This window comes from Enterobacter oligotrophicus (genome assembly GCF_009176645.1).
GTDB lineage: Bacteria > Pseudomonadota > Gammaproteobacteria > Enterobacterales > Enterobacteriaceae > Enterobacter > Enterobacter oligotrophicus.
Window position 1 is genome coordinate 1842964 of sequence record NZ_AP019007.1, and the last position, 22023, is coordinate 1864986.

21 protein-coding genes and 1 other RNA gene are annotated in these 22023 nt (G+C 53.0%); 13 read left to right on the forward strand and 9 right to left on the reverse strand.

Annotated features, from left to right (window positions below; translation table 11 throughout):
* Position 1: 1 nt before the first annotated feature.
* The 8 genes from tdcC to EoCCA6_RS08860 form a co-directional block, all read right to left on the reverse strand.
* Positions 2-1333: a threonine/serine transporter TdcC gene (gene tdcC, locus EoCCA6_RS08825; RefSeq protein ID WP_152082364.1), complete on the reverse strand. Its 1332-nt coding sequence runs from the start codon at positions 1331-1333 to the stop codon at positions 2-4.
* Between the two features lie 11 nt (positions 1334-1344).
* Positions 1345-2334 carry a bifunctional threonine ammonia-lyase/L-serine ammonia-lyase TdcB gene (gene tdcB / locus EoCCA6_RS08830; RefSeq protein ID WP_152082365.1) on the reverse strand — a complete coding sequence of 330 codons (990 nt, stop codon included), beginning with the start codon at positions 2332-2334 and terminating at the stop codon, positions 1345-1347.
* Positions 2335-2446: 112 nt separating this feature from the next.
* Entirely contained in the window at positions 2447-3367 is a 921-nt protein-coding gene (gene tdcA / locus EoCCA6_RS08835) for a transcriptional regulator TdcA (protein ID WP_152082366.1), read from the reverse strand.
* A gap of 664 nt (positions 3368-4031) precedes the next feature.
* Positions 4032-4408, reverse strand: an RNA gene (gene rnpB, locus EoCCA6_RS08840) — RNase P RNA component class A.
* Positions 4409-4440: 32 nt separating this feature from the next.
* Positions 4441-5586, reverse strand: a complete 1146-nt coding sequence (garK, locus tag EoCCA6_RS08845; protein ID WP_152082367.1) for a glycerate 2-kinase — start codon at positions 5584-5586, stop codon at positions 4441-4443.
* A gap of 76 nt (positions 5587-5662) precedes the next feature.
* Positions 5663-6553, reverse strand: coding sequence for a 2-hydroxy-3-oxopropionate reductase (garR, locus tag EoCCA6_RS08850; RefSeq protein ID WP_152082368.1), 891 nt, complete (start codon positions 6551-6553; stop codon positions 5663-5665).
* Between the two features lie 20 nt (positions 6554-6573).
* Complete coding sequence (gene garL / locus EoCCA6_RS08855) at positions 6574-7344, reverse strand: 2-dehydro-3-deoxyglucarate aldolase (protein ID WP_152082369.1); 771 nt, start codon at positions 7342-7344, stop codon at positions 6574-6576.
* Positions 7345-7359: 15 nt separating this feature from the next.
* Positions 7360-8694: an MFS transporter gene (locus tag EoCCA6_RS08860; RefSeq protein WP_152082370.1), complete on the reverse strand. Its 1335-nt coding sequence runs from the start codon at positions 8692-8694 to the stop codon at positions 7360-7362.
* Between the two features lie 412 nt (positions 8695-9106).
* On the opposite strand from EoCCA6_RS08860, the gene garD reads away from it, so the two are divergent.
* Entirely contained in the window at positions 9107-10678 is a 1572-nt protein-coding gene (garD, locus tag EoCCA6_RS08865; protein WP_152082371.1) for a galactarate dehydratase, read from the forward strand.
* Between the two features lie 57 nt (positions 10679-10735).
* Here garD and EoCCA6_RS08870 read toward each other — a convergent pair whose 3' ends face one another.
* Positions 10736-11539, reverse strand: coding sequence for a DeoR family transcriptional regulator (locus EoCCA6_RS08870; RefSeq protein ID WP_152082372.1), 804 nt, complete (start codon positions 11537-11539; stop codon positions 10736-10738).
* A 239-nt stretch (positions 11540-11778) separates the two neighbouring features.
* Between EoCCA6_RS08870 and kbaZ the strand changes: the two genes are divergently transcribed.
* The 12 genes from kbaZ to EoCCA6_RS08930 all read left to right on the forward strand — a co-directional run bounded on the left by kbaZ (position 11779) and on the right by EoCCA6_RS08930 (position 21962).
* Positions 11779-13086 (forward strand): tagatose-bisphosphate aldolase subunit KbaZ, encoded by a 1308-nt coding sequence (gene kbaZ, locus EoCCA6_RS08875; RefSeq protein WP_152082373.1) that lies wholly within the window; start codon positions 11779-11781, stop codon positions 13084-13086.
* Positions 13087-13105: 19 nt separating this feature from the next.
* Complete coding sequence (agaV, locus tag EoCCA6_RS08880; RefSeq protein WP_152082374.1) at positions 13106-13579, forward strand: PTS N-acetylgalactosamine transporter subunit IIB; 474 nt, start codon at positions 13106-13108, stop codon at positions 13577-13579.
* A 10-nt stretch (positions 13580-13589) separates the two neighbouring features.
* Positions 13590-14369, forward strand: coding sequence for a PTS N-acetylgalactosamine transporter subunit IIC (gene agaW / locus EoCCA6_RS08885; protein WP_152082375.1), 780 nt, complete (start codon positions 13590-13592; stop codon positions 14367-14369).
* The gene (gene agaE / locus EoCCA6_RS08890; RefSeq protein WP_152082376.1) at positions 14359-15237 is read left to right on the forward strand and encodes a PTS N-acetylgalactosamine transporter subunit IID; all 879 of its coding nucleotides are present in this window, start codon (positions 14359-14361) and stop codon (positions 15235-15237) included. Before agaW ends, agaE begins: the two co-directional genes overlap by 11 nt.
* 16 nt (positions 15238-15253) lie before the next feature.
* Positions 15254-15688: a PTS galactosamine/N-acetylgalactosamine transporter subunit IIA gene (gene agaF, locus EoCCA6_RS08895; protein WP_152082377.1), complete on the forward strand. Its 435-nt coding sequence runs from the start codon at positions 15254-15256 to the stop codon at positions 15686-15688.
* The gene (gene nagA / locus EoCCA6_RS08900) at positions 15685-16818 is read left to right on the forward strand and encodes an N-acetylglucosamine-6-phosphate deacetylase (protein ID WP_152082378.1); all 1134 of its coding nucleotides are present in this window, start codon (positions 15685-15687) and stop codon (positions 16816-16818) included. Before agaF ends, nagA begins: the two co-directional genes overlap by 4 nt.
* A 246-nt stretch (positions 16819-17064) precedes the next feature.
* Entirely contained in the window at positions 17065-18213 is a 1149-nt protein-coding gene (locus EoCCA6_RS08905) for an SIS domain-containing protein (RefSeq protein WP_152082379.1), read from the forward strand.
* Between the two features lie 12 nt (positions 18214-18225).
* Positions 18226-19101, forward strand: coding sequence for a tagatose-bisphosphate aldolase subunit KbaY (gene kbaY, locus EoCCA6_RS08910; protein WP_152082380.1), 876 nt, complete (start codon positions 18226-18228; stop codon positions 19099-19101).
* Between the two features lie 37 nt (positions 19102-19138).
* On the forward strand, positions 19139-19615 hold the full coding sequence (agaB, locus tag EoCCA6_RS08915; protein ID WP_152082381.1) for a PTS galactosamine transporter subunit IIB: 477 nt from the start codon (positions 19139-19141) through the stop codon (positions 19613-19615).
* A 51-nt stretch (positions 19616-19666) separates the two neighbouring features.
* Positions 19667-20470, forward strand: coding sequence for a PTS galactosamine transporter subunit IIC (gene agaC / locus EoCCA6_RS08920; protein ID WP_152082382.1), 804 nt, complete (start codon positions 19667-19669; stop codon positions 20468-20470).
* Positions 20460-21251 (forward strand): PTS galactosamine transporter subunit IID, encoded by a 792-nt coding sequence (gene agaD, locus EoCCA6_RS08925; protein WP_152082383.1) that lies wholly within the window; start codon positions 20460-20462, stop codon positions 21249-21251. The genes agaC and agaD overlap by 11 nt, the downstream gene beginning before the upstream one ends.
* Before the next feature lie 6 nt (positions 21252-21257).
* The gene (locus EoCCA6_RS08930) at positions 21258-21962 is read left to right on the forward strand and encodes a galactosamine-6-phosphate isomerase (RefSeq protein ID WP_152084425.1); all 705 of its coding nucleotides are present in this window, start codon (positions 21258-21260) and stop codon (positions 21960-21962) included.
* Positions 21963-22023: the final 61 nt, after the last annotated feature.

Here is a 22023-nt window from a genome sequence, read left to right on the forward strand (position 1 = left end):
ATCAGAACAATTTGTAAACGATATTCAGAATGGTCAGCAGCCCGACCGTGGTCACGAAGATGTTCTCCGCTCTGCCTTTGAATTTCGCCAGTGCAGGTGCTTTACGGATGGCGTACATCGGCAACAGACACAGCAGAGAGGCGATGATTGGCGCGCCCATGGCTTCGATAAGGTCGAGAATGTTCGGGTTGGCGTACGCAACAACCCAGGTGGAACCCATAATGAAGACCATACTGATCGTGTTCAGTTTGCCCACAGAGACTTTTGTCTTATCGCCCTTGTAACCAAACTTCAGAATCAGGCCGTTCAGCCCCTCCAGCGTGCCCAGGTAGTGGCCGAAGAAGGATTTGAAGATAGCGACCAGCGCGATGATGGACGCGCCATATTCCAGCACGGTGGCGAAAGTGGATTTGCTCCCTGACATCGATGCGAAGTGGTTCGCCAGATAAGAGAGCACCGGAATATTCTGCGCTTTGGCGTCCGCCATGTTCTGCGGAGAGAGCGTGAACAGGCAGCTAAAGGCGAAGAACATCACCACGGCGACCATCAGCATGCTCGCGCGGCCGATGATTTTGGAACATTTCTGCTCGGTGAATTCTTTACCAAACTCTGGCTCGTACTCTTCGCGCTTGGAGACCACGAATGAAGAAACGATCGGTGAGAAGTTAAAGGAGAAGACCATGATGGAGATCCCCAGCCACACCGTAACCAGAATACCATCATGGCCGGTAAAGGCGATATCGCTCAGGTTGACCTGGTCGATCACCGCAGAGTTCCAGTACGGGATCAGCGACAGGGAAATCAGCACCAGACTGGCGATAAACGGGAACACCAGGAAGCTCATCACCTTCACCATCAGGTCTTTACCAAACCAGATAACAAAGGCCATCAGCAGCAACAGGAACAGCGCCACAAAGCCGCGGTTCAGCGCGGGCATCTGGAGCTGGTTTTCCCAGAAGGTCATAAAAGTGTTAGTAATGGTGACGCCGTAAATCCACAGCAGCGGGCAAATCGCAAAGAAGTAGAGGAAGGTGATCACCACCCCGCCGGTCTTACCGAAATGCTCCTCCACCGTTTCGGTGATGTTCCCGGAGACGTTGCTGCCGGACAAACACAGACGCGCCAGCGCGCGGTGGCAGTAAAAGGCGATCGGGAAGGCGAGAAGCAGCATCAGCAGGATGGGGATCAAGCCGCCAAAGCCTGCGCGGATCGGGAAGAACAGCACGCCTGCGCCAATGGCGGTACCAAACAGGCCCAGCGTCCAGGTGGTATCAGACTTACGCCAGGTGGACGTTTTTGTCTGGCCAACGATAATGCTTTCAGTGTTGCTCATAGGTCATCCTTTTATGCGTCAACAAAGCCAGTAATTTGGGAAACACGGGAGAGATCGATATTGCCCCCGGAAATAATGCAGACGGTTTTACGCCCCTGAATATAGTGATCGAGCTTACCGCTTAATAACGCGGCACACGCCAGCGCTCCGGCACCTTCTGTCACCACTTTATTTCGTTGAATGAGCGCAATCATGCTGTTGCGAATGTCATCTTCGCTGACCAGCACGATGTCATCGACTAATTCACGAACAATTTCGAAGGTTAAATTACCCGGACGAGAAACATCACAACCGTCTGCTAATGTGCCGGTGACACGATGGCTCATTATTTCTCCGGCATGGTATGACGCCGCCATACCGTGAACATTTTCGGACTGCACGCCGATAATATTAATGGTTGGGTTGATGGATTTAATCGCCGTGGCAATACCGGCAATTAATCCGCCGCCGCCGATGGGCACAATCACATTATCCACATCATATAAATCTTCGAGAATTTCGAGGCCGATGGTCCCTTGCCCGGCAATCACTTTTGCGTCGTCGTATGGCGGGATAAAAATACGCCCTTCCATCTCCACGATTTCGCTCACTTTGGCGATGGTGTCGTTGAAGTTTTCGCCGTGCAGCACCACTTCAGCCGAGTAGTCGCGGGTCGCAGCAACTTTGGATTTCGGCGCGCCCATCGGCATCACCACTTTACCGTCGATACCGAGCATGGCACAGGAGAGCGACACGCCCTGTGCGTGGTTCCCCGCCGAGCAGGCGACAACGCCTTTGCGTTTTTCAGCATCGGTCAGCGAGCTTAATTTATTAAACGCACCGCGAATTTTAAACGAGCCAGTACGCTGCATATTTTCAAATTTAAGGAATATCTCACCCTTACAGCGTTCGCTGAGGTAATTTGAACGCGGCATACCGGTTTTATATATTTTTCCTGCCAGCCGTTTTCTGGCATCCTGAATATCTTCAATGGTCACCGGGAGATCGTAGGTAATGTGCATAATATCCTCGTTATAATAATTCATTGTTTTCAGGCAAAGTCAGGGTATCAGAGCGTAAATAATGCTCTGGGTGTTTTTAAAAAAGAATCATACTGAACCGGGTATTAACGCTTCATCGTCGTCGTTCGCTATTCTGTGAGGAATATTGTTTCGCCAGCTCAACTAATACTGACGCCGATTTTTTTATACTGTAATTTTTTGACCATACGGCGGCGTAACGCGCCACGGGTAATTCATCTTCAACCGGCAACACAACAAACTGGTCGGAACCGAATGGCGCAATCATGTCGCGGGGAATAACCGTGAGATAATCGGCATTCAGGACAAGGTTATAAATGGTGACGACGGAATCGGTCTGGACGATGTTTTCAATACTGATGTGGTTGTTTTGCAGGGTGTTCAGGAGTTCTTTGTAGTAGCCCATATCGGTTTGCGGCATCACCCACTGCTCGTGCGTGAGCGATGCCAGTGTCGTCGAGCCGGTGCACGTTCGTGATTTACTGGCAACCAGCACAAACTCCGATTCAAACAGCGGCTCGACGTGGAGATCCTGCAGCAGCATCTCGTCGCTCAGCGTACCAATGGCGAAATCCAGTCGGCCATCGCGAATCGCAGGCAGGAAGGAGGAGAGCTGCGCTTCATACATGGAGACGCGCGCTTTCGGGAACACTTCCTTGAACTTTTTGATCATCTCCGACAGGAAGGTGAAGCCAATCAGCGAGGGATAACCAAAGGAGACATCCATGACGGTACTAAAACTGAGGCTGTTAATCTCGCTCACCATGTTTTTCATTTCGCGGGTGATCGACTCAGAGTACGACAGCAGCACCTGGCCTGCAGCAGTGAGTTTCACGCCGGTGTTTTTGCGGATCATCACTTCCACGCCGAAGTAGGATTCGATATCGCTGATGATTTTGCTGACGGCGGGTTGCGTCAGACCCAGTTGTCTTGCAGCAGAACCTATGGAGCCACTTTTAATGACTTCCTGAAATACAACAAGGTGCTGTGTTTTCGGTAGAATAATAGTGTTCATAATATTCTGCGCTTATTTCCCTATGACGGGGTGAATTCTACTCAATATTGTTTCAGAGGGTATGTGCTGTTACTCACAATTTATCTTTTCACAGGATTTTACGACCCGCCACAAAGCCTTTAAAACACTTTAAAATCAATAAATTACACGGTTAAAAATACGCTATCTTGATGATATTGATCAACAAAATATGCGGTAATAAATTTATTTTATGGCGATAACTATGGTGAATTTTTCACACATGAAAATATCAATTAAGTCTATCTTTCAGGCAATTAAAGATTAATAAATAGGCATTATTCGTTTAAAACATTTTTGTAATTTATCAAATATGATAATAATCCTTTTTCCGATCAGGCAGAAAGAGTGGAATACATCACACATTCACAGGGTAAATGTTTTTGAATTCAATATATGCTTATCAAATAAGAAAACATTCAGAACCATTAAGGCAACAACCATAACAAATCAACAACACTGGAAAATCACGATTTTTTAGCGCGAAATTTTGTGATTACGATCATCTGCGGAGGATGAGGAAAACCATTAATCTATAAACAGTGAAATGTGCTTAGTGTCGCAAATTTGAGAATTAGTATCGTTTGGATGATTTGACACACAGGGACGAAAAGCAAAAACCCCACCGAAGCGGGGTTTTTTAAGAAGTTGAAGCTGACCGATAAGCCGGGTTCTGTCGTGGACAGTCATTCATCTAGGCCAGCAATCGCTCACTGGCTCAAGCAGCCTACCCGGGTTCAGTACGGGCCGTACCATGTGAACCCCTATTTGGCCTTGCTCCGGGTGGAGTTTACCGTGCCACGGACTGTTACCAGCCGCGCGGTGCGCTCTTACCGCACCCTTTCACCCTTACCTGATCCCGCTTGCGCGGGCCATCGGCGGTTTGCTCTCTGTTGCACTGGTCGTGGGTTTCCCCCCCAGGCGTTACCTGGCACCCTGCCCTGTGGAGCCCGGACTTTCCTCCCCTCCGCCCGTCTCCCCCGAAAGGGACGACGACGAAGCGGCGACTGTCTGGTCAGCTTCGGCGCGCAGTATAGTGGGTTTGCGCGCCGCTGTCACCCTTGGGTATGCATCCCCACCAGCAAAGTGGCGGCGATATTGCGTGAAGCGCGGTAAATGTTGTCATACGCACCGCGGAACGCCTCCTCCAGGGAGCCAATACTGGTCAGCACGCTGAACACCGCATCGATGCCGTACTGGTGCACCACGCCTACGTCCGGGGTAAGGCTACCGGCAATACCAATTACCGGCTTATGGTATTTTTTGGCAACATCCGCGACGCCGACAGGTACTTTGCCATGAATGCTCTGGCTGTCGATGCGCCCTTCTCCCGTCACCACCCAGGTACAGTCGTGGATATGTTCTTCGAGGTTAAGCGCCTGGGTGACAATCTCAATGCCGCTCCTAAGCTCCGCACCGAGAAACGCCATCAGCGCCGCGCCCATTCCGCCAGCCGCCCCCGCGCCAGGAACATGCTTTACGTCAATGCGCAGGGATTTTTTAATCACATCCGCGTAGTGGCTGAGGTTGGCATCAAGTTCAAGGATCATCCCCTCGGTCGCCCCTTTTTGTGGACCAAAGATGCGCGACGCCCCTTTCTCCCCCACCAGCGGGTTGGTGACGTCGCAGGCGACGCGAATTTTGCAGCCCTTCAGCCTGCCATCAAGCCCCGAAATATCAATGCTGTTAAGGGCCATCAGGCTACCGCCGCCGTAACCAATCTCCGTCCCGTTGGCGTCGGTGAGTTTTGCCCCGAGCGCCTGTATCATCCCCGCGCCGCCGTCGTTGGTTGCGCTGCCGCCGATGCCGATAATGATATTACGCGCGCCTTTATCGAGTGCGCGGAGGATAAGCTCCCCGGTGCCGCGTGAGGTTGTAACAAGTGGATTACGCTGTGCCGGAGGGACAAGCGCCAGACCGCTGGCAGCCGCCATCTCAATAAAGGCCGTGCTACCGTCACCGGACATTCCCCAGCAGGCATTCACCTTTTCACCCAACGGGCCCGTGACCACGGCATGCTGTTCTGTACCCTGGGTAGCGGCGATCATCGCTTCAACGGTACCTTCCCCGCCGTCGGCTACAGGAACAGAAACATAAAGTGCATCGGGGAAAATCTCCCGAAATCCTTTTTCTATCGCCTGAGCTACCTCGGTGGCAGAAAGGCTTTCTTTATAAGAGTCTGGCGCGATTACGATTTTCATAGTTGTAGCCTGTTACAGCGCAGATCCGGCCTGGACCGTAGGCCCGGTAAGCGTAGCGCCACCGGGCAGGACGTCATTAGCGAGCAACTTCCACCTTCGCCAGTTTTTCGTAGTAGCACGCAAGCGCGCTGTGGTCGGCGGTGCCCAGTCCATCTGCACGCAGCGCCTGCATCATCTCCATGACGGCGGCAGTCAGTGGCAGTTGTGCCCCTACGCCGTGAGAGGTATCCAGCGCGTTCGCCAGATCTTTAATGTGCAGGTCAATTCGGAAACCGGGCTTGAAGTTACGATCCATCACCATCGGCGCTTTGGCATCCAGCACGGTGCTGCCCGCCAGGCCGCCGCGGATAGCCTGATATACCAGATCCGGATTTACGCCCGCTTTGGTTGCCAGCGTCAGCGCCTCTGACATCGCAGCAATGTTCAGCGCCACGATCACCTGGTTTGCCAGCTTGGTGACGTTGCCCGCACCGATTTCACCGGTATGCACCACAGAGCCCGCCATCGCTTTCATCAGGTCGTAGTATTTGTCGAAAATCGCCTTATCGCCGCCCACCATCACTGACAGCGTGCCGTCGATAGCTTTTGGCTCGCCGCCGCTGACCGGTGCATCCAGCATGTCTACGCCTTTCACCTTCAGCGCCTCGCTGATTTCACGGCTTGCCAGTGGTGCGATAGAACTCATATCAATCACCACCAGGCCCGGTTTTGCACCGTCGATGATGCCGTTTTCACCCAGCGCCACCTCCTTCACGTGCGGGGAGTTGGGCAGCATGGTGATGATCACGTCGCACTGTTCGGCAACCGCTTTGGCAGTGGTGGCTGTTTCTGCACCTGCTGCGATCACCTCTGCCACGGCGTCTGAATTGCGGTCTAACACCACCAGTGAGTAACCCGCTTTGATGAGGTTCTTACTCATTGGTTTACCCATGATACCTAAGCCAATAAAGCCCACTTTCAGCGTCATAATCTTGTCCTCAATGATGGTTATTTTTTAAAAGCATCTGCTAATTTCTGCGTGGCGGAGCGGAATACGCCGAGGTCACTGCCAACGGCAACAAACGTCGCGCCCCACTCCAGATAGCGGCGGGCATCGGCTTCAACAGGAGCCAGAATGCCGCACGGTTTACCGTGCGCTTTGGCGCGGGTGAAGATGTGCTGAATGGCGCGCTGCACGTCCGGATGACCCGCATTGCCCAGGTGTCCTAACGCAGCGGCCAGATCGCTTGGTCCCACGAAGATGCCGTCTACACCGTCGGTTGCGGCAATGGCATCGACGTTATCAACGCCCTGCTGACTCTCAATCTGTACCAGGATGGTGATGTTCTTGTTGGACTGCGCAAAGTAGTCCGGCACGGTGCCAAACATGTTGGCGCGGTGTGAAACGGACACGCCGCGAATGCCTTCCGGCGGATAGCGGGTAGAGGCTACGGCCAGCACCGCTTCTTCTTCCGTTTCTACGAACGGGATCAGGAAGTTGTAGAAACCGATATCCAGCAGACGCTTGATGATCACCGGCTCATTAGTAGGAACACGCACCACCGGCGCGCTCGGGCTGCCTTTTAACGCCATCAGCTGTGGAATAAAAGTGCTGATATCGTTCGGCGCATGTTCGCCGTCCAGCACCAGCCAGTCGAACCCGGCCAGACCCAGCACTTCGGTGCTGATTGGGTTTGCCAGCGCAGACCAGCAGCCAATCTGGATCTGGTGCGCCGCGAGGGCCGCTTTAAACTTGTTCGGGAAGATATCGTTACTCATCGCTTATACCTTTGCTTATTTCTGCAATTCCATACGTTTGATGTCGCCTACCACGAACAGGTAGCAGACCATCGCCATCAACGCTGAACAGCCAACGAATACCAGTGCCGCGTTGAACGAATGCAGTTCACTGACCAGATAACCAATGACCAGTGGAGTCGCAATCGACGCCACGTTGCCAAAGACGTTAAACACCCCGCCGCACAGGCCGACAATCTCTTTTGGTGCCGTGTCGGAAATCACCGGCCAGCCCAGCGCACCAAAGCCTTTGCCGAAGAACGCCAGCGCCATCAGGGCCACCACCAGCGTGGTGTTATTGGTGTAGTTACACAGAATGATGGACGACGCCAGCAGCATACCGAGCACAATTGGCAGCTTACGCGCCAGGGTGATCGACTTGCCCTGCTTAATCAGATAATCCGAGAACACCCCGCCCAGCACGCCACCGGCAAAACCGCACAGCGCCGGAATCGAGGCCACCAGGCCCACTTTCAGAATCGACATTCCCTTTTCCTGCACCAGATAAATCGGGAACCAGGTGAGGAAGAACCAGGTGATGGTGTTGATAAAGTATTGACCAAAAAAGACGCCCAGCATCATGCGGTTGGTCAATAACTGTTTGATGTAATGGAGCTTAGGACCGCTCGCAACCTGCGCACCCGGCTTTTTGTGGTCCATATCCACCACCGCGCCGCCTTCGGAGATGAACTTCAGCTCCTGCTCAGACATGCGCGGATGGTCGGTCGGGTTATGGATAAACTTCACCCAGATGCCGGTCAGCACAAAACCAATCACGCCCATCACGGTGAAGACATGTTCCCAGCCCCAGGCAAAGGTTAACCAGCCCAGCAGCGGAGAGAAGATTGCCAGTGAGAAATATTGCGCCGCATTAAAGAGAGCCGATGCCGTACCACGCTCTTTGGTCGGGAACCAGGCCGCCACGATACGGGCATTCGCCGGGAATGACGGCGCTTCCGAGAAGCCGAGCATAAAGCGCATGATAAACATCGACACGCCCGCCCAGGCCAGCGGGAAGACGTCCACAAAGCCCTGCAGGAATGTGAACAGCGACCAGAAGAACAGGCTATATGTGTAAACCTTTTTGGAGCCGAACTTATCGAGCAGCCAGCCGCCGGGGATCTGCATCAGCAGGTAGGCCCAGCCAAACGCGGAAAAGATGTAACCCATTGAGACGGCGCTCAGTTGCAGTTCTTTCGCGACTTCCGTACCGGCAATGGAGAGCGTCGCACGGTCAGCATAGTTAATGGCCGTGACGATAAAAATAATGAGCAGAATTAAATATCGGGTGGGCACACCCTTTTTTGATTCTACAGTGGTATCCAGTATCATGTTTATTTCCTCGGGCATATCGATATTTTATATTTATAATTTTAAAAAGAGTATTTCCTGATTATTTATCGATAGCAGGTAATATCAGGTAATTAACCAGACGCAATGAAATCGTCATTCAGTATAATCATCGACCCGTGGCTTAACACTGGATTAACGCTCAATAATTGACGCTGTTTTTAATAATATTTTGAGCATATGCACAAAGCACTGGGCGCTAATGCACAGAATCACGGATTAGCACCCAGGTAGCGCCACTTCTCGCCTCAGCGAGTGATCTGGATCACATTCTTATATCTGAAGTCCTGACATTCTTTATTTAAGAAAGCAGCATCTTTATTTCGATAATAAGAAAATAGATACCGATCTGCCTGCATTTATTATCAGACATTTTGCTGGAGAATACTGAACAATGGCCGACATTGAAATTCGACAAGCATCGCCGACGGCGTTTTATATAAAAGTACACGATACCGATAACGTGGCGATTATTGTTAACGACAACGGCTTAAAAGCGGGAACCCGTTTCCCGGATGGGCTGGAACTGATTGAGCATATACCACAAGGACATAAAGTTGCGCTGGTGGATATCCCCGCGCACGGTGAAATCGTGCGTTACGGGGAAGTCATTGGCTATGCGGTGCGCGCCATCCCGCAGGGAAGCTGGATTGAGGAGTCGCTGGTTGAGCTGCCTAAAGCGCCGCCGCTGAACACCCTGCCACTGGCGACCCGCGTACCTGAACCACTGCCACCGCTGGAAGGGTATACCTTTGAAGGCTACCGCAACGCGGACGGCAGCGTCGGCACCAAAAACCTGCTCGGCATTACCACCAGCGTGCACTGCGTGGCGGGCGTGGTCGATTACGTGGTGAAAATCATCGAACGCGATCTGCTGCCGAAATACCCGAACGTGGACGGCGTGGTGGGTCTTAACCACCTTTACGGCTGCGGCGTGGCGATCAACGCGCCCGCAGCGGTCGTGCCTATTCGTACCATTCACAATATCGCGCTGAACCCGAACTTTGGCGGCGAGGTCATGGTGATTGGCCTCGGCTGTGAAAAACTACAGCCAGAACGTCTGCTGCAGGGCACCGAGGATGTGAAAGCGATTCCGGCAGACGATGCCAGCATCGTGCGTCTGCAGGACGAACACCACGTCGGTTTTCGTTCGATGGTCGACGATATTCTTCAGGTGGCGGAACGTCATCTGGACAAACTCAACACGCGCCAGCGCGAAACCTGCCCGGCTTCTGACCTGGTGGTGGGTACCCAGTGCGGCGGCAGCGATGCGTTTTCCGGCGTCACCGCTAACCCGGCGGTGGGGTATGCGTCCGACCTTTTCGTCCGCTGCGGTGCCACGGTGATGTTCTCCGAAGTCACCGAAGTGCGTGATGCCATCCATCTTCTTACGCCGCGCGCTGTCAACGAAGAGGTTGGCAAGCGCCTGCTGGAAGAGATGGCCTGGTACGATAACTATCTCGACATGGGTAAAACCGACCGCAGCGCCAACCCGTCTCCGGGAAATAAAAAAGGCGGCCTGGCAAACGTGGTGGAAAAAGCCCTCGGTTCGATTGCCAAATCCGGGCAGAGCGCCATTGTGGAAGTGCTCTCTCCCGGCCAGCGCCCAACCAAACGCGGCCTGATTTATGCGGCAACGCCAGCCAGTGATTTTGTTTGCGGCACACAGCAGGTGGCATCCGGCATTACGGTGCAGGTCTTCACCACCGGACGCGGCACGCCGTATGGCCTGATGGCAGTGCCGGTCATCAAGATGGCGACGCGTACCGAACTGGCAAACCGCTGGTATGACTTAATGGATATCAACGCGGGCACCATCGCCACCGGGGAAGAGAGCATTGAGGAGGTAGGCTGGAAGTTGTTCCACTTCATTCTGGATGTGGCGAGCGGCAGGAAGAAAACCTTCTCCGACCAATGGGGATTACATAATCAGCTGGCGGTGTTTAACCCGGCACCGGTGACGTGATGTCCTCTCACCCTGCCCTCTCCCCACAGGGGAGAGGGTAAAAACTGCACCGAGCCTTTAAACCAGCACCACATCAATCCCGCTTTTGCGTAATCCTTCCAGACTTTCTGCCGGAATGCCTTCATCGACAATAATCATATCAATCCGTTGCGTATCAATGATTTTATGCAGGCTTGAGCGGTTAAACTTGCTGGAGTCTGTGACCACAATAATGCGCTCTGCCACCTCGCACATTTTGCGATTCAGACGGGCTTCGTCTTCGTTATGCGTGCTTACACCGCGATCGAGATCGATGGCGTCGACGCCCAGGAACAGCAGGTCAAAATGGTAATTCTGTAATGATTGCTCCGCCTGGTCGCCGTAGAAAGATTGCGACTGACGGCGTAAATGCCCGCCGGTCATCAGCAATTCCACCCCTTCCGCTTCCAGCAACGCGTTTGCGACATTCATGCCGTTGGTCATCGCAATCACATCCGTATGCTGGCGCAGCATACGGGCGATTTCAAACGTCGTGGTGCCGGAGTCCAGAATGATACGGTGTCCTGGCTTTACCAACGCGGCAGCGGCCTGGGCGATGCTGCGTTTGACCGCCGTATTAAGCGAGCTTTTATCCTCAACGGAAGGCTCAACGCCAGGCGCATTCCCTTCGCAAATCAGCGCTCCACCGTAAGCGCGAACGGCAATCCCCTGCTTTTCCAGGAAGGCCAGATCGTTACGGATCGTCACCGTCGACACACCGTATAAATGAGAAAGATCGTTAACCTGCACGCTTCCCTGCGCCCGCAACCGCTGAATAATCTGCTCTCGCCTTTCACTGGTGCCGGTGATGCGTTTTTCTGCGGATGAATCGGTGCTGCTCATGCGAGCTCCTTAGTAAATAAACTTTCGTTTCATTTCGTTTTGCCTATTAAGGCCTTTCTTTTACGGGAATGCAAGTCCTGTCTGGCCATCAGACACAAGCATACCAGCGGCTGAAACCTTTCATTATGTTTCTTTTGTGAAACAGATCGGAAAACTATTATCTTTCGTTTTATTTTTATACCACCATGATGCAGGATTAAATGAAACAAAACGAAAGATGAATACCATCACCATCCGAAATGGAGAGGAAAGTGAAACATCTGACAGAAATGGTGGAACAACATAAACGGGGGAATGCAAACGGGATTTATGCCGTCTGTTCCGCACATCCATTGGTACTTGAAGCTGCGATTCGTTACGCGCATTCGCATCAGACGCCGTTATTAATTGAAGCCACCTCCAACCAGGTGGATCAGTTTGGCGGCTATACCGGTATGACGCCCGCTGATTTTCACGGGTTTGTCTGGCAGTTGGCCGCGTCACTCGGTTTGCCGACATCACAGCTGATCCTCGGGGGCGATCATTTAGGGCCTAACCGGTGGCAAAATTTGCCTGCGCATCAGGCGATGGCAAATGCCGACGATCTGATCAAAAGCTATGTTGCTGCCGGATTCAAAAAGATCCATCTCGACTGCAGCATGTCCTGTGAAGACGATCCGGTACCGTTAACCGATGCAATCGTCGCGCAACGTGCAGCTCGTCTGGCGAAAATCGCCGAAAAGACTTGCCGCGAACAGTTTGGTACATCGGATCTGGTTTACGTTATCGGTACAGAGGTCCCCGTTCCCGGCGGCGCACACGAGACGCTGACCGAACTCGACGTCACCACGCCAGACGCGGCCCGCGCCACGCTTGAAGCGCACCGCCACGCATTCGAAAAAGAGGGCTTGAGCGACATCTGGCCGCGCATTATTGGTCTGGTGGTTCAGCCCGGCGTCGAATTTGACCACGCGCACGTCTGCGATTATCAGCCACACAAAGCCGTCGCGCTGAGCAAAATGGTGGAAGCGTACGACACGCTGGTGTTTGAAGCGCACTCCACCGATTACCAGACACCACAGGCGCTTCGTCAACTGGTGAAAGATCACTTTGCCATCCTGAAAGTTGGCCCTGCCCTGACCTTCGCCCTGCGCGAAGCGCTGTTCTCACTGGCCGCCATTGAAGAAGAATTGCTGCCTGCAAAAGCCAGCTCTGGCCTGCGCCATGTGCTGGAAAACGTGATGCTTGACCGGCCGGAATACTGGCAAAGCCATTACCACGGTGACGGTAATGCCCGACGCCTGGCGCGCGGCTACAGCTACTCCGACCGCGTGCGCTATTACTGGCCCGACAGCCAGATTGACGACGCCTTTGAACGACTGGTACGCAACCTGGTGGATGAACCGATCCCGCTGCCGCTAATTAGCCAGTACCTGCCGTTGCAGTACAGCAAAGTTCGCGAGGGTGCTCTCAAGTCAACACCACGGGAACTCATCATCGACCACATTCAGGACATACTTCAGCAGTACCATGCCGCCTGCGAAGGCGTAACGACTCAAAACACATAATTAAAAAGAGGAAAACGCTATGCCAAACATTGTCTTATGCCGCATTGATGAACGTCTGATTCACGGTCAGGTGGGCGTGCAGTGGGTCGGGTTTGCGGGGGCAAACCTGGTGCTGGTGGCAAATGATAAGGTTGCAGACGATCCGGTTCAGCAAAACCTGATGGAAATGGTGCTTGCGGAAGGGATTGCCGTTCGCTTCTGGTCGCTGCAAAAAGTGATCGACAACATTCACCGCGCCGCCGACCGTCAGAAAATCCTGCTGGTCTGCAAATCACCCGCCGATTTTTTAACGCTGGTTGAGGGTGGCGTGCCCATTACCCGTATCAACGTAGGAAACATGCACTACGCCAATGGCAAACAACAAATTGCCAAAACGGTATCTGTCGACGCGAACGATATCGCCGCGTTCAACGGCCTGAAAACTGCCGGAGTGGAATGCTTCGTTCAGGGCGTTCCAACAGAAACTGCTTTGGATCTCTTTAAACTGCTTTGAGGGATTCACAATGGAAATCAGTCTGTTGCAGGCATTCGCACTGGGCCTTCTCGCCTTTATCGCGGGCCTGGATATGTTTAACGGGTTAACACACATGCACCGCCCGGTTGTGCTAGGGCCATTGGTCGGCTTGATTCTGGGCGATCTGCATACCGGTATTTTAACCGGCGGTACGTTAGAGCTGGTCTGGATGGGGCTGGCTCCGCTGGCAGGCGCACAGCCGCCAAACGTGATTATCGGCACCATTGTGGGTACGACATTCGCAATTACTACGGGCGTAAAACCGGATGTCGCCGTTGGCGTCGCCGTCCCGTTTGCCGTCGCGGTGCAGATGGGGATTACTTTCCTGTTCTCGGTGATGTCCGGCGTCATGTCCCGCTGCGATCGCATGGCCGCCAATGCCGATACCCACGGTATTGAGCGGGTCAACTATCTGGCGCTGCTGGCACTCGGTATTTTCTATTTTTTGTGCGCGTTCCTGCCAATTTACTTCGGTGCGGAACATGCGAAAACCGCCATTGATGTCCTGCCGGAGCGTCTGATTGACGGCCTCGGTGTCGCGGGCGGCATCATGCCAGCCATCGGCTTCGCCGTATTGCTGAAGATCATGATGAAAAACGTCTACATCCCTTACTTCATTATCGGTTTTGTTGCCGCCGCCTGGCTCAAGTTGCCTGTACTGGCGATTGCAGCCGCCGCGCTGGCAATGGCGCTAATCGACCTGCTGCGTAAATCGCCTGAACCGACGGCCCCTGCAGCCCAGAAAGAGGAATTCGAAGATGGCATCTAATCACACAACGTTGCCGGGCGTGTCCGAAAGCGAAGAGACTTTGCTCACCGGCGTAAATGAAAACGTCTATGAAGACCAAAACATCGGTGCCGAGTTGACGAAAAAGGATATTAACCGCGTAGCCTGGCGTTCCATGCTTTTGCAGGCCTCGTTTAACTACGAACGTATGCAGGCCTCCGGCTGGCTGTATGGGTTACTGCCCGCGCTGAAAAAAATCCACACCAACAAGCGGGATCTGGCGCGCGCCATGAAGGGCCATATGGGCTTCTTCAACACTCACCCATTCCTGGTGACCTTCGTTATCGGCATTATTCTGGCGATGGAACGCTCCAAGCAGGATGTAAACAGCATTCAGAGCACCAAAATTGCCGTGGGTGCGCCGCTCGGCGGTATCGGTGACGCTATGTTCTGGCTGACGCTACTGCCCATCTGCGGCGGTATTGGTGCCAGCCTGGCGCTTCAAGGCTCCATTCTTGGTGCCGTAGTTTTCATCGTGCTGTTTAACGTGGTGCATCTCGGCCTGCGTTTTGGTCTGGCGCACTACGCTTATCGTATGGGCGTTGCGGCAATCCCACTGATTAAAGCCAACACCAGGAAGGTCGGGCACGCGGCCTCCATCGTCGGGATGACGGTGATCGGCGCACTGGTCGCAACCTATGTCCGCCTTAATACGACGCTCGAAATCAAAGCGGGTGATGCGGTTGTCAAACTACAAACCGACGTGATCGACAAGCTGATGCCTGCCTTCCTGCCACTGGTCTACACCCTGGCCATGTTCTGGCTGGTACGCCGTGGCTGGAGCCCGCTGCGCCTGATTGGTATCACCGTGGTGCTGGGCGTTGTCGGTAAATTCTGTCACTTCCTGTAAAAGCAAAGAGGTTCCGATGTTAGGCATTATTTTGACGGGTCACGGTGGTTTTGCCAGCGGGCTTGAGCAAGCGATGAAGCAGATCCTCGGCGAACAGCCGCAGTTTATCGCCATAGATTTTCCTGAAACGTCAACGACCGCGCTGCTAACCGCTCAGCTTGAGCAGGCGGTGAGCGACCTGGACGGACAACACGATATCGTGTTTCTCACCGATCTGCTGGGCGGGACGCCGTTTCGTGTTGCTTCTACGCTCGCCATGCAAAGACCGGGTTGCGAAGTCATTACCGGCACTAATCTTCAGCTTTTGCTTGAGATGGTGCTGGAGCGCGACGGGTTAAGCAGCGAAGCGTTTCGCCTGCAGGCGCTGGAGTGTGGCCATCGCGGCCTGACCAGCCTGGTGGATGAACTGGGACGCTGCCGTGAGGAAACGCCCGCTGAGGAAGGGATATGAGCCAACGGCTTCGTGCGCGTCGTCTGCTTACCGAACAGGGCTGGCTTGAAGACCACCAGCTCCGTATTGAAGATGGGGTCATCACGGCGATTGAACCCATCCCTGCGGGCGTGACCACCCGCGATGCTGAACTGCTTTGCCCGGCCTATATCGATACCCATGATCACGGCGGTGCGGGCGTGGATGTCATGGATGATGCACCCGATGTACTGGACACTCTGGCTATGCATAAGGCGCGTGAAGGTGCAGGCGCATTTTTACCGACCACCGTCACTGCGCCGCTGGAAACCATTCACGCGGCGCTAACGCGAATTGCCCGACGCTGTCAGTCCGGTGGCCCTGGCGCACAGGTTCTGGGCAGTTATCTGGAAGGCCCGTACTTTACCCCGCAGAACAAAGGGGCACATCCGCCAGGGCTGTTCCGGGAGCTGGAGATCCCCGAGCTGGATGCGCTGATTGCAGTCTCGCAAAATACGTTACGCGTGGTGGCGCTGGCACCGGAAAAACCCGGCGCTTTGCGGGCAATTCGCCATCTTAAACAGCGAGGCATACGGGTCATGCTCGGACACAGCGCCGCCACGTATGCTCAAACCCGTGCTGCTTTTGACGCAGGCGCTGACGGGCTGGTGCACTGCTATAACGGCATGACGGGGCTGCACCACAGGGAACCTGGCATGGTGGGCGCAGGGCTTACGGATAAACGCGCATGGCTGGAATTGATCGCTGATGGGCATCACGTCCACCCTGGTGCGATGCAGTTGTGCTGCTGTTGTGCGAAAGAACGGGTAGTACTGATCACCGATGCCATGCAGGCTGCAGGTATGCCCGACGGACAGTATTCGCTGTGCGGCGAAGAGGTCATGATGCAAAACGGCGTGGTCCGTACCGCTTCCGGTGGGCTGGCGGGCAGCACATTGTCGCTGGATGCCGCGGTGCGAAATATGGTGGAACACGCGGGGATAACAGCCGAAGACGCTATCCATATGGCCTCACTACATCCTGCCCGCCTTTTGGGTATTGATAGACATCTCGGATCGTTAGTGCCGGGCAAACGCGCAAATATCATCGCGCTGGGCGGAGATTTACTCCTCCAGCAGATCTGGATTCAGGGCCAGGCTCTCCCCCTTTAGCCCTTTCATTGTGTGCCCCATTGGCCTTACGACATAAGATCGTAAGGCCTTTCTTTTCCTTTCCTTAATTCTTCGCTTTCCTTTTACGATCACACTTTTCGTTTTATTTCTTTTCTTTTGTTGAACTTTCGATTTCTTTTCTATAGATTTTATTTAACTGATTAAGTGAACAAGTGAAACGAAACGAAAGACATCGGCACGTTTACCAGCGTCTGATGTGGAATTCACAAGACTAAGGACTGAGTTATGCCAGAAATCAAAACCGCCACGACCACCGGCACCTGGACCGAAGAAGAGATACTGCAGCAGCCCGCCTGTTGGGTCCGCTCGCTCAATAATATTGATAACCTGCGTTCGTCGATCGACAGTTTCCTGACGCCATTGCTGCGCAAGGACGATCTGCAGATTGTGCTGACGGGCGCTGGCACCTCCGCATTTATCGGCGACATTATTGCGCCATGGCTCGCCAGCCACACCGGTAAAAACATCACCGCCGTACCGACGACCGATCTGGTCACGAACCCGATGGATTACTTCAGCCCCGCACACCCACTGCTGCTGGTCTCTTTTGCCCGTTCCGGCAATAGCCCTGAAAGCGTAGCCGCCGTTAAGCTGGCGGACCAGTTTGTGCCGGAGTGCTATCACCTGTCGATTACCTGCAATGAGGCGGGAAGCCTGTACCAGAATGCCGTCGACAGTGATAACGCTTATGCACTGCTGATGCCAGCTGAAACGCACGATCGCGGGTTCGCGATGACCAGCAGCATTACCACCATGATGGCAAGCTGCCTGGCCGTATTTGCACCGGAGCGGATCAACAGCACAACGTTCCGGGACGTGGCCGATCGCTGTCAGGCGATCCTCACCTCACTCGGGGATTTCAGCCACGGCGTCTTCGGCAACGATCCGTGGAAAAGGATCGTCTATCTGGGAAGCGGTGGACTACAGGGCGCGGCGCGTGAATCGGCGCTGAAAGTGCTGGAGCTGACCGCAGGCAAACTGGCGGCATTCTATGATTCCCCCACCGGTTTCCGCCACGGGCCGAAGTCACTGATAGATAACAAAACGCTGGTCGTCGTGTTTGTCTCCAGCCATCCGTATACCCGTCAATACGATCTGGATCTGCTGGCAGAGCTGCGCCGCGATCGTCAGGCCATGCACGTGGTCGCCATTGCCGCCGAAACCGATCCGGTCATCGAAGCGGGCCCGCATATTCTGCTGCCGCCTTCACGCATGTTTATCGATGTGGAGCAGGCGTTCTGCTTCCTGATGTACGCCCAGGTTTTTGCCCTGACCCAGTCCCTGAATGTAGGCAACACCCCGGATTCGCCATCAGCCAGCGGCACAGTCAACCGTGTGGTGCAGGGCGTGATTATTCATCCGTGGCAGGCTTAAGAGGATCGCATCATGAGTATTATCTCAACTAAATATCTTCTGCAGGATGCACAGGCAAAAGGTTACGCCGTTCCTGCATTTAACATCCATAATGCCGAAACGATCCAGGCGATCCTCGAAGTGTGTAGCGAAATGCGTTCGCCAGTGATCCTCGCCGGCACGCCGGGCACTTTTAAACATATTGCGCTCGAAGAGATCTACGCCCTGTGCAGTGCGTACTCTATCACCTACGACATGCCGCTGGCGCTGCATCTCGATCACCACGAATCACTGGACGATATTCGTCGCAAGGTCCACGCTGGCGTGCGAAGTGCGATGATCGACGGCAGTCATTATCCGTTTGAGCAAAACGTGAAGCTGGTGAAATCCGTGGTTGATTTTTGCCACCTCAACGACTGCAGCGTCGAGGCCGAACTGGGCCGTCTGGGCGGTGTAGAAGATGACATGAGCGTCGACGCCGAAAGCGCGTTTCTGACCGACCCACAGGAAGCAAAACGCTTTATTGAGTTGACCGGCGTCGACAGCCTTGCCGTCGCCATCGGAACCGCGCATGGCCTGTATACCAAACGCCCTAAAATCGACTTCCAGCGACTGGCCGAGATCCGTGATGTAGTGACGGTTCCACTGGTGCTGCACGGCGCAAGTGATGTGCCGGATGATGATGTTCGCCGCACCATCGAGCTGGGCGTTTGCAAAGTTAACGTGGCAACCGAGCTGAAAATCGCCTTCTCTGACGCGGTCAAAGCCTGGTTTGCCGAAAATCCACAGGGTAACGATCCACGTTTCTACATGCGCGTTGGCATGGACGCGATGAAAGAAGTGGTCAGAAGCAAAATTATCGTTTGCGGTTCGGCGGATAAATTAACGTTGAACCCTGTGACGGTGTAAATGTGTAAACACCAGAAAATGTTTAGGAGCAGAGGATATGAGTACACCGAATATTTTATTGACTCGCATCGACAATCGCCTGGTACATGGACAGGTAGGTGTGACCTGGACATCCACAATTGGCGCGAACTTGTTGATAGTCGTTGATGATGAAGTGGCAAAAGACGAAATCCAGCAAAAGCTAATGGGAATAACAGCAGAAACCTATGGTTTTGGTATCCGGTTTTTCTCTGTTGAAAAAACCACGGCCATTATCGCTAAGGCCGCCCCACATCAAAAAATTTTCCTGATCTGTCGAACGCCTGAAACAGTGAAAAAATTGATTGAAGGTGGCGTATCGCTGAAAGATGTCAACGTGGGGAATATGCATTTTTCTGAAGGTAAGAGACAAATCAGCAGCAAAGTTTATGTCGACGATAACGATCTGAACGATCTTCGTTTTATTAAACGAAGTGGCGTAAACATCTTTATTCAGGATGTGCCTGGTGATGCGAAAGAAGGCATTCCTGACTAATTGTGCTGTCTCGACATTCTAAAAAACGGGTCACGATTACGAGGCAATAAAATGCATGAAATAACATTAGTTCAGGGTCTATCTCTGGCAGCATTAGTCTTCATTTTGGGAATCGATTTTTGGCTGGAAGCTCTTTTTCTATTTCGCCCTATCATCGTTTGTACACTTACAGGCGCGATTCTGGGCGATATCCATATTGGCTTGATCACCGGCGGCCTGACTGAACTGGCTTTTGCCGGGCTAACCCCGGCCGGAGGCGTGCAGCCGCCCAATCCCATCATGGCTGGGGTAATGACCACAGTTATCGCCTGGTCAACGGGGGTTGACGCTAAAACAGCCATCGGACTTGGTCTGCCATTTAGCCTGCTGATGCAGTACGTCATCCTGTTCTTTTACTCGGCATTTTCACTGTTTATGTCCAGGGCGGATAAATGTGCGAAGGAGGCTAATACTGCGGCATTTGCTCGTCTCAACTGGACGACAACGCTCATTGTCGCTTGCACTTACGCCATTATCGCTTTTCTTTGTACCTACCTTGCACAGGGCGCAATGCAGGCTCTGGTAAAAGCCATGCCCGGCTGGCTTACACATGGCTTTGAAGTCGCAGGCGGTATCCTGCCTGCGGTGGGCTTTGGTTTGCTGCTTCGCGTGATGTTTAAAGCACAGTATATCCCTTATCTGATCGCCGGGTTTTTGTTCGTCTGTTATATCCAGGTCAGTAATTTGCTGCCTGTCGCCGTACTGGGTGCCGGGTTCGCGGTGTATGAGTTCTTTAACGCTAAATCCAGAAATGCCGCCCAGCCTCCAGCTGCGAGCGTAAAAAACGATGAAGAGGACTACAGCAATGGGATCTGAAATCAGTAAAAAAGATATTACTCGCCTGGGATTCCGCTCTTCTTTGCTTCAGGCAAGTTTTAACTACGAACGTATGCAGGCTGGTGGGTTTACCTGGGCTATGCTGCCCATTCTCAAAAAGATCTACAAAGACGATAAAGATGGTCTGAGCGCCGCAATGAAAGATCATCTGGAATTTATTAATACCCATCCAAATCTGGTGGGTTTCCTGATGGGCTTGCTGATCTCAATGGAAGAGAAAGGTGAAAACCGCAGCACGATAAAAGGGTTGAAAGTGGCTCTCTTCGGGCCAATTGCCGGGATTGGTGACGCAATTTTTTGGTTTACATTGCTGCCGATTATGGCCGGGATTTGCTCATCATTTGCCAGCCAGGGAAATTTATTGGGACCCATCCTTTTCTTCGCCGTCTATCTCGCGATTTTCTTCCTGCGTGTCGGCTGGACGCATGTTGGATACACCGTCGGAATCAAGGCGATTGATAAGGTGCGGGAAAATTCGCAGATGATTGCCCGTTCGGCAACCATACTGGGTATTACGGTTATTGGCGGACTGATCGCCTCGTACGTCCATATCAATGTAGTGACTACGTTTGCCATCGACAGCACCCATAATGTTGCACTCCAGCAGGATTTCTTCGACAAGGTATTCCCCAATATTTTACCGATGGGATATACCTTGCTGATGTATTACCTGCTGCGTGTGAAGAAAGCGCATCCTGTCCTGCTGATTGCCATTACGTTTGTGCTGGCCATTGCCGGCTCGGCATTCGGAGTTCTTTAAATGAACATGATCTCTTTTCAGGAATATCCTGATTATGAAAGCGTTAGCGAAGCCGCCAGCGAGCAATTACTGGCACTGGTTCAGCGTAAGCCCGATGCGGTGATTTGCGTGGCTACGGGGGCAACCCCATTACTGACCTATCAACGTTTCGTTGACAAAGTAAAATCAGAAAAGGCAGATGTCAGTCGAGTGACCTTTGTAAAGCTGGATGAATGGGTAGGTTTAGCACCTGATAACCCTGCGACTTGCGAGGCTTTCCTGCAACTGCATCTTCTTAAGCCACTCGGCATTGAGCCTGAGCGTTATATAGCGTTTACACCCGACAAAGCGGATCACGAAGAGTCGGCCCGCGTTGTCAGGGAAATTGCGGAGTGTGGTGGTTTAGATCTTTGTGTGTTAGGCATTGGCAAAAACGGGCATCTGGGTCTAAACGAACCGGATGAATGGCTGGAGCCTGCTTGTCATATTACTTCTCTTGATGAGCGTACTCGCTTGCACGATATGCTTAAACAGGCCGACAGACCTGTCGAGCAAGGCATTACACTAGGCTTGAAAGATATACTGGCGGCAAAAGAAGTATTGTTGCTGGTTGCAGGTGAAGGCAAGCAACAAGCGTTTTCGGCATTGAGAGAAAGAAAAGTTTCAACGAAAGTGCCGGCGTCCTTCCTTTGGTTACATCCAAAAACGTCTTGTCTTTATTGCTCAATGTAGAAAAATGCCGGACAGATATGCTTATTTGTCTTTTCCGGGATTGATGCTGATAGTTTCAAGT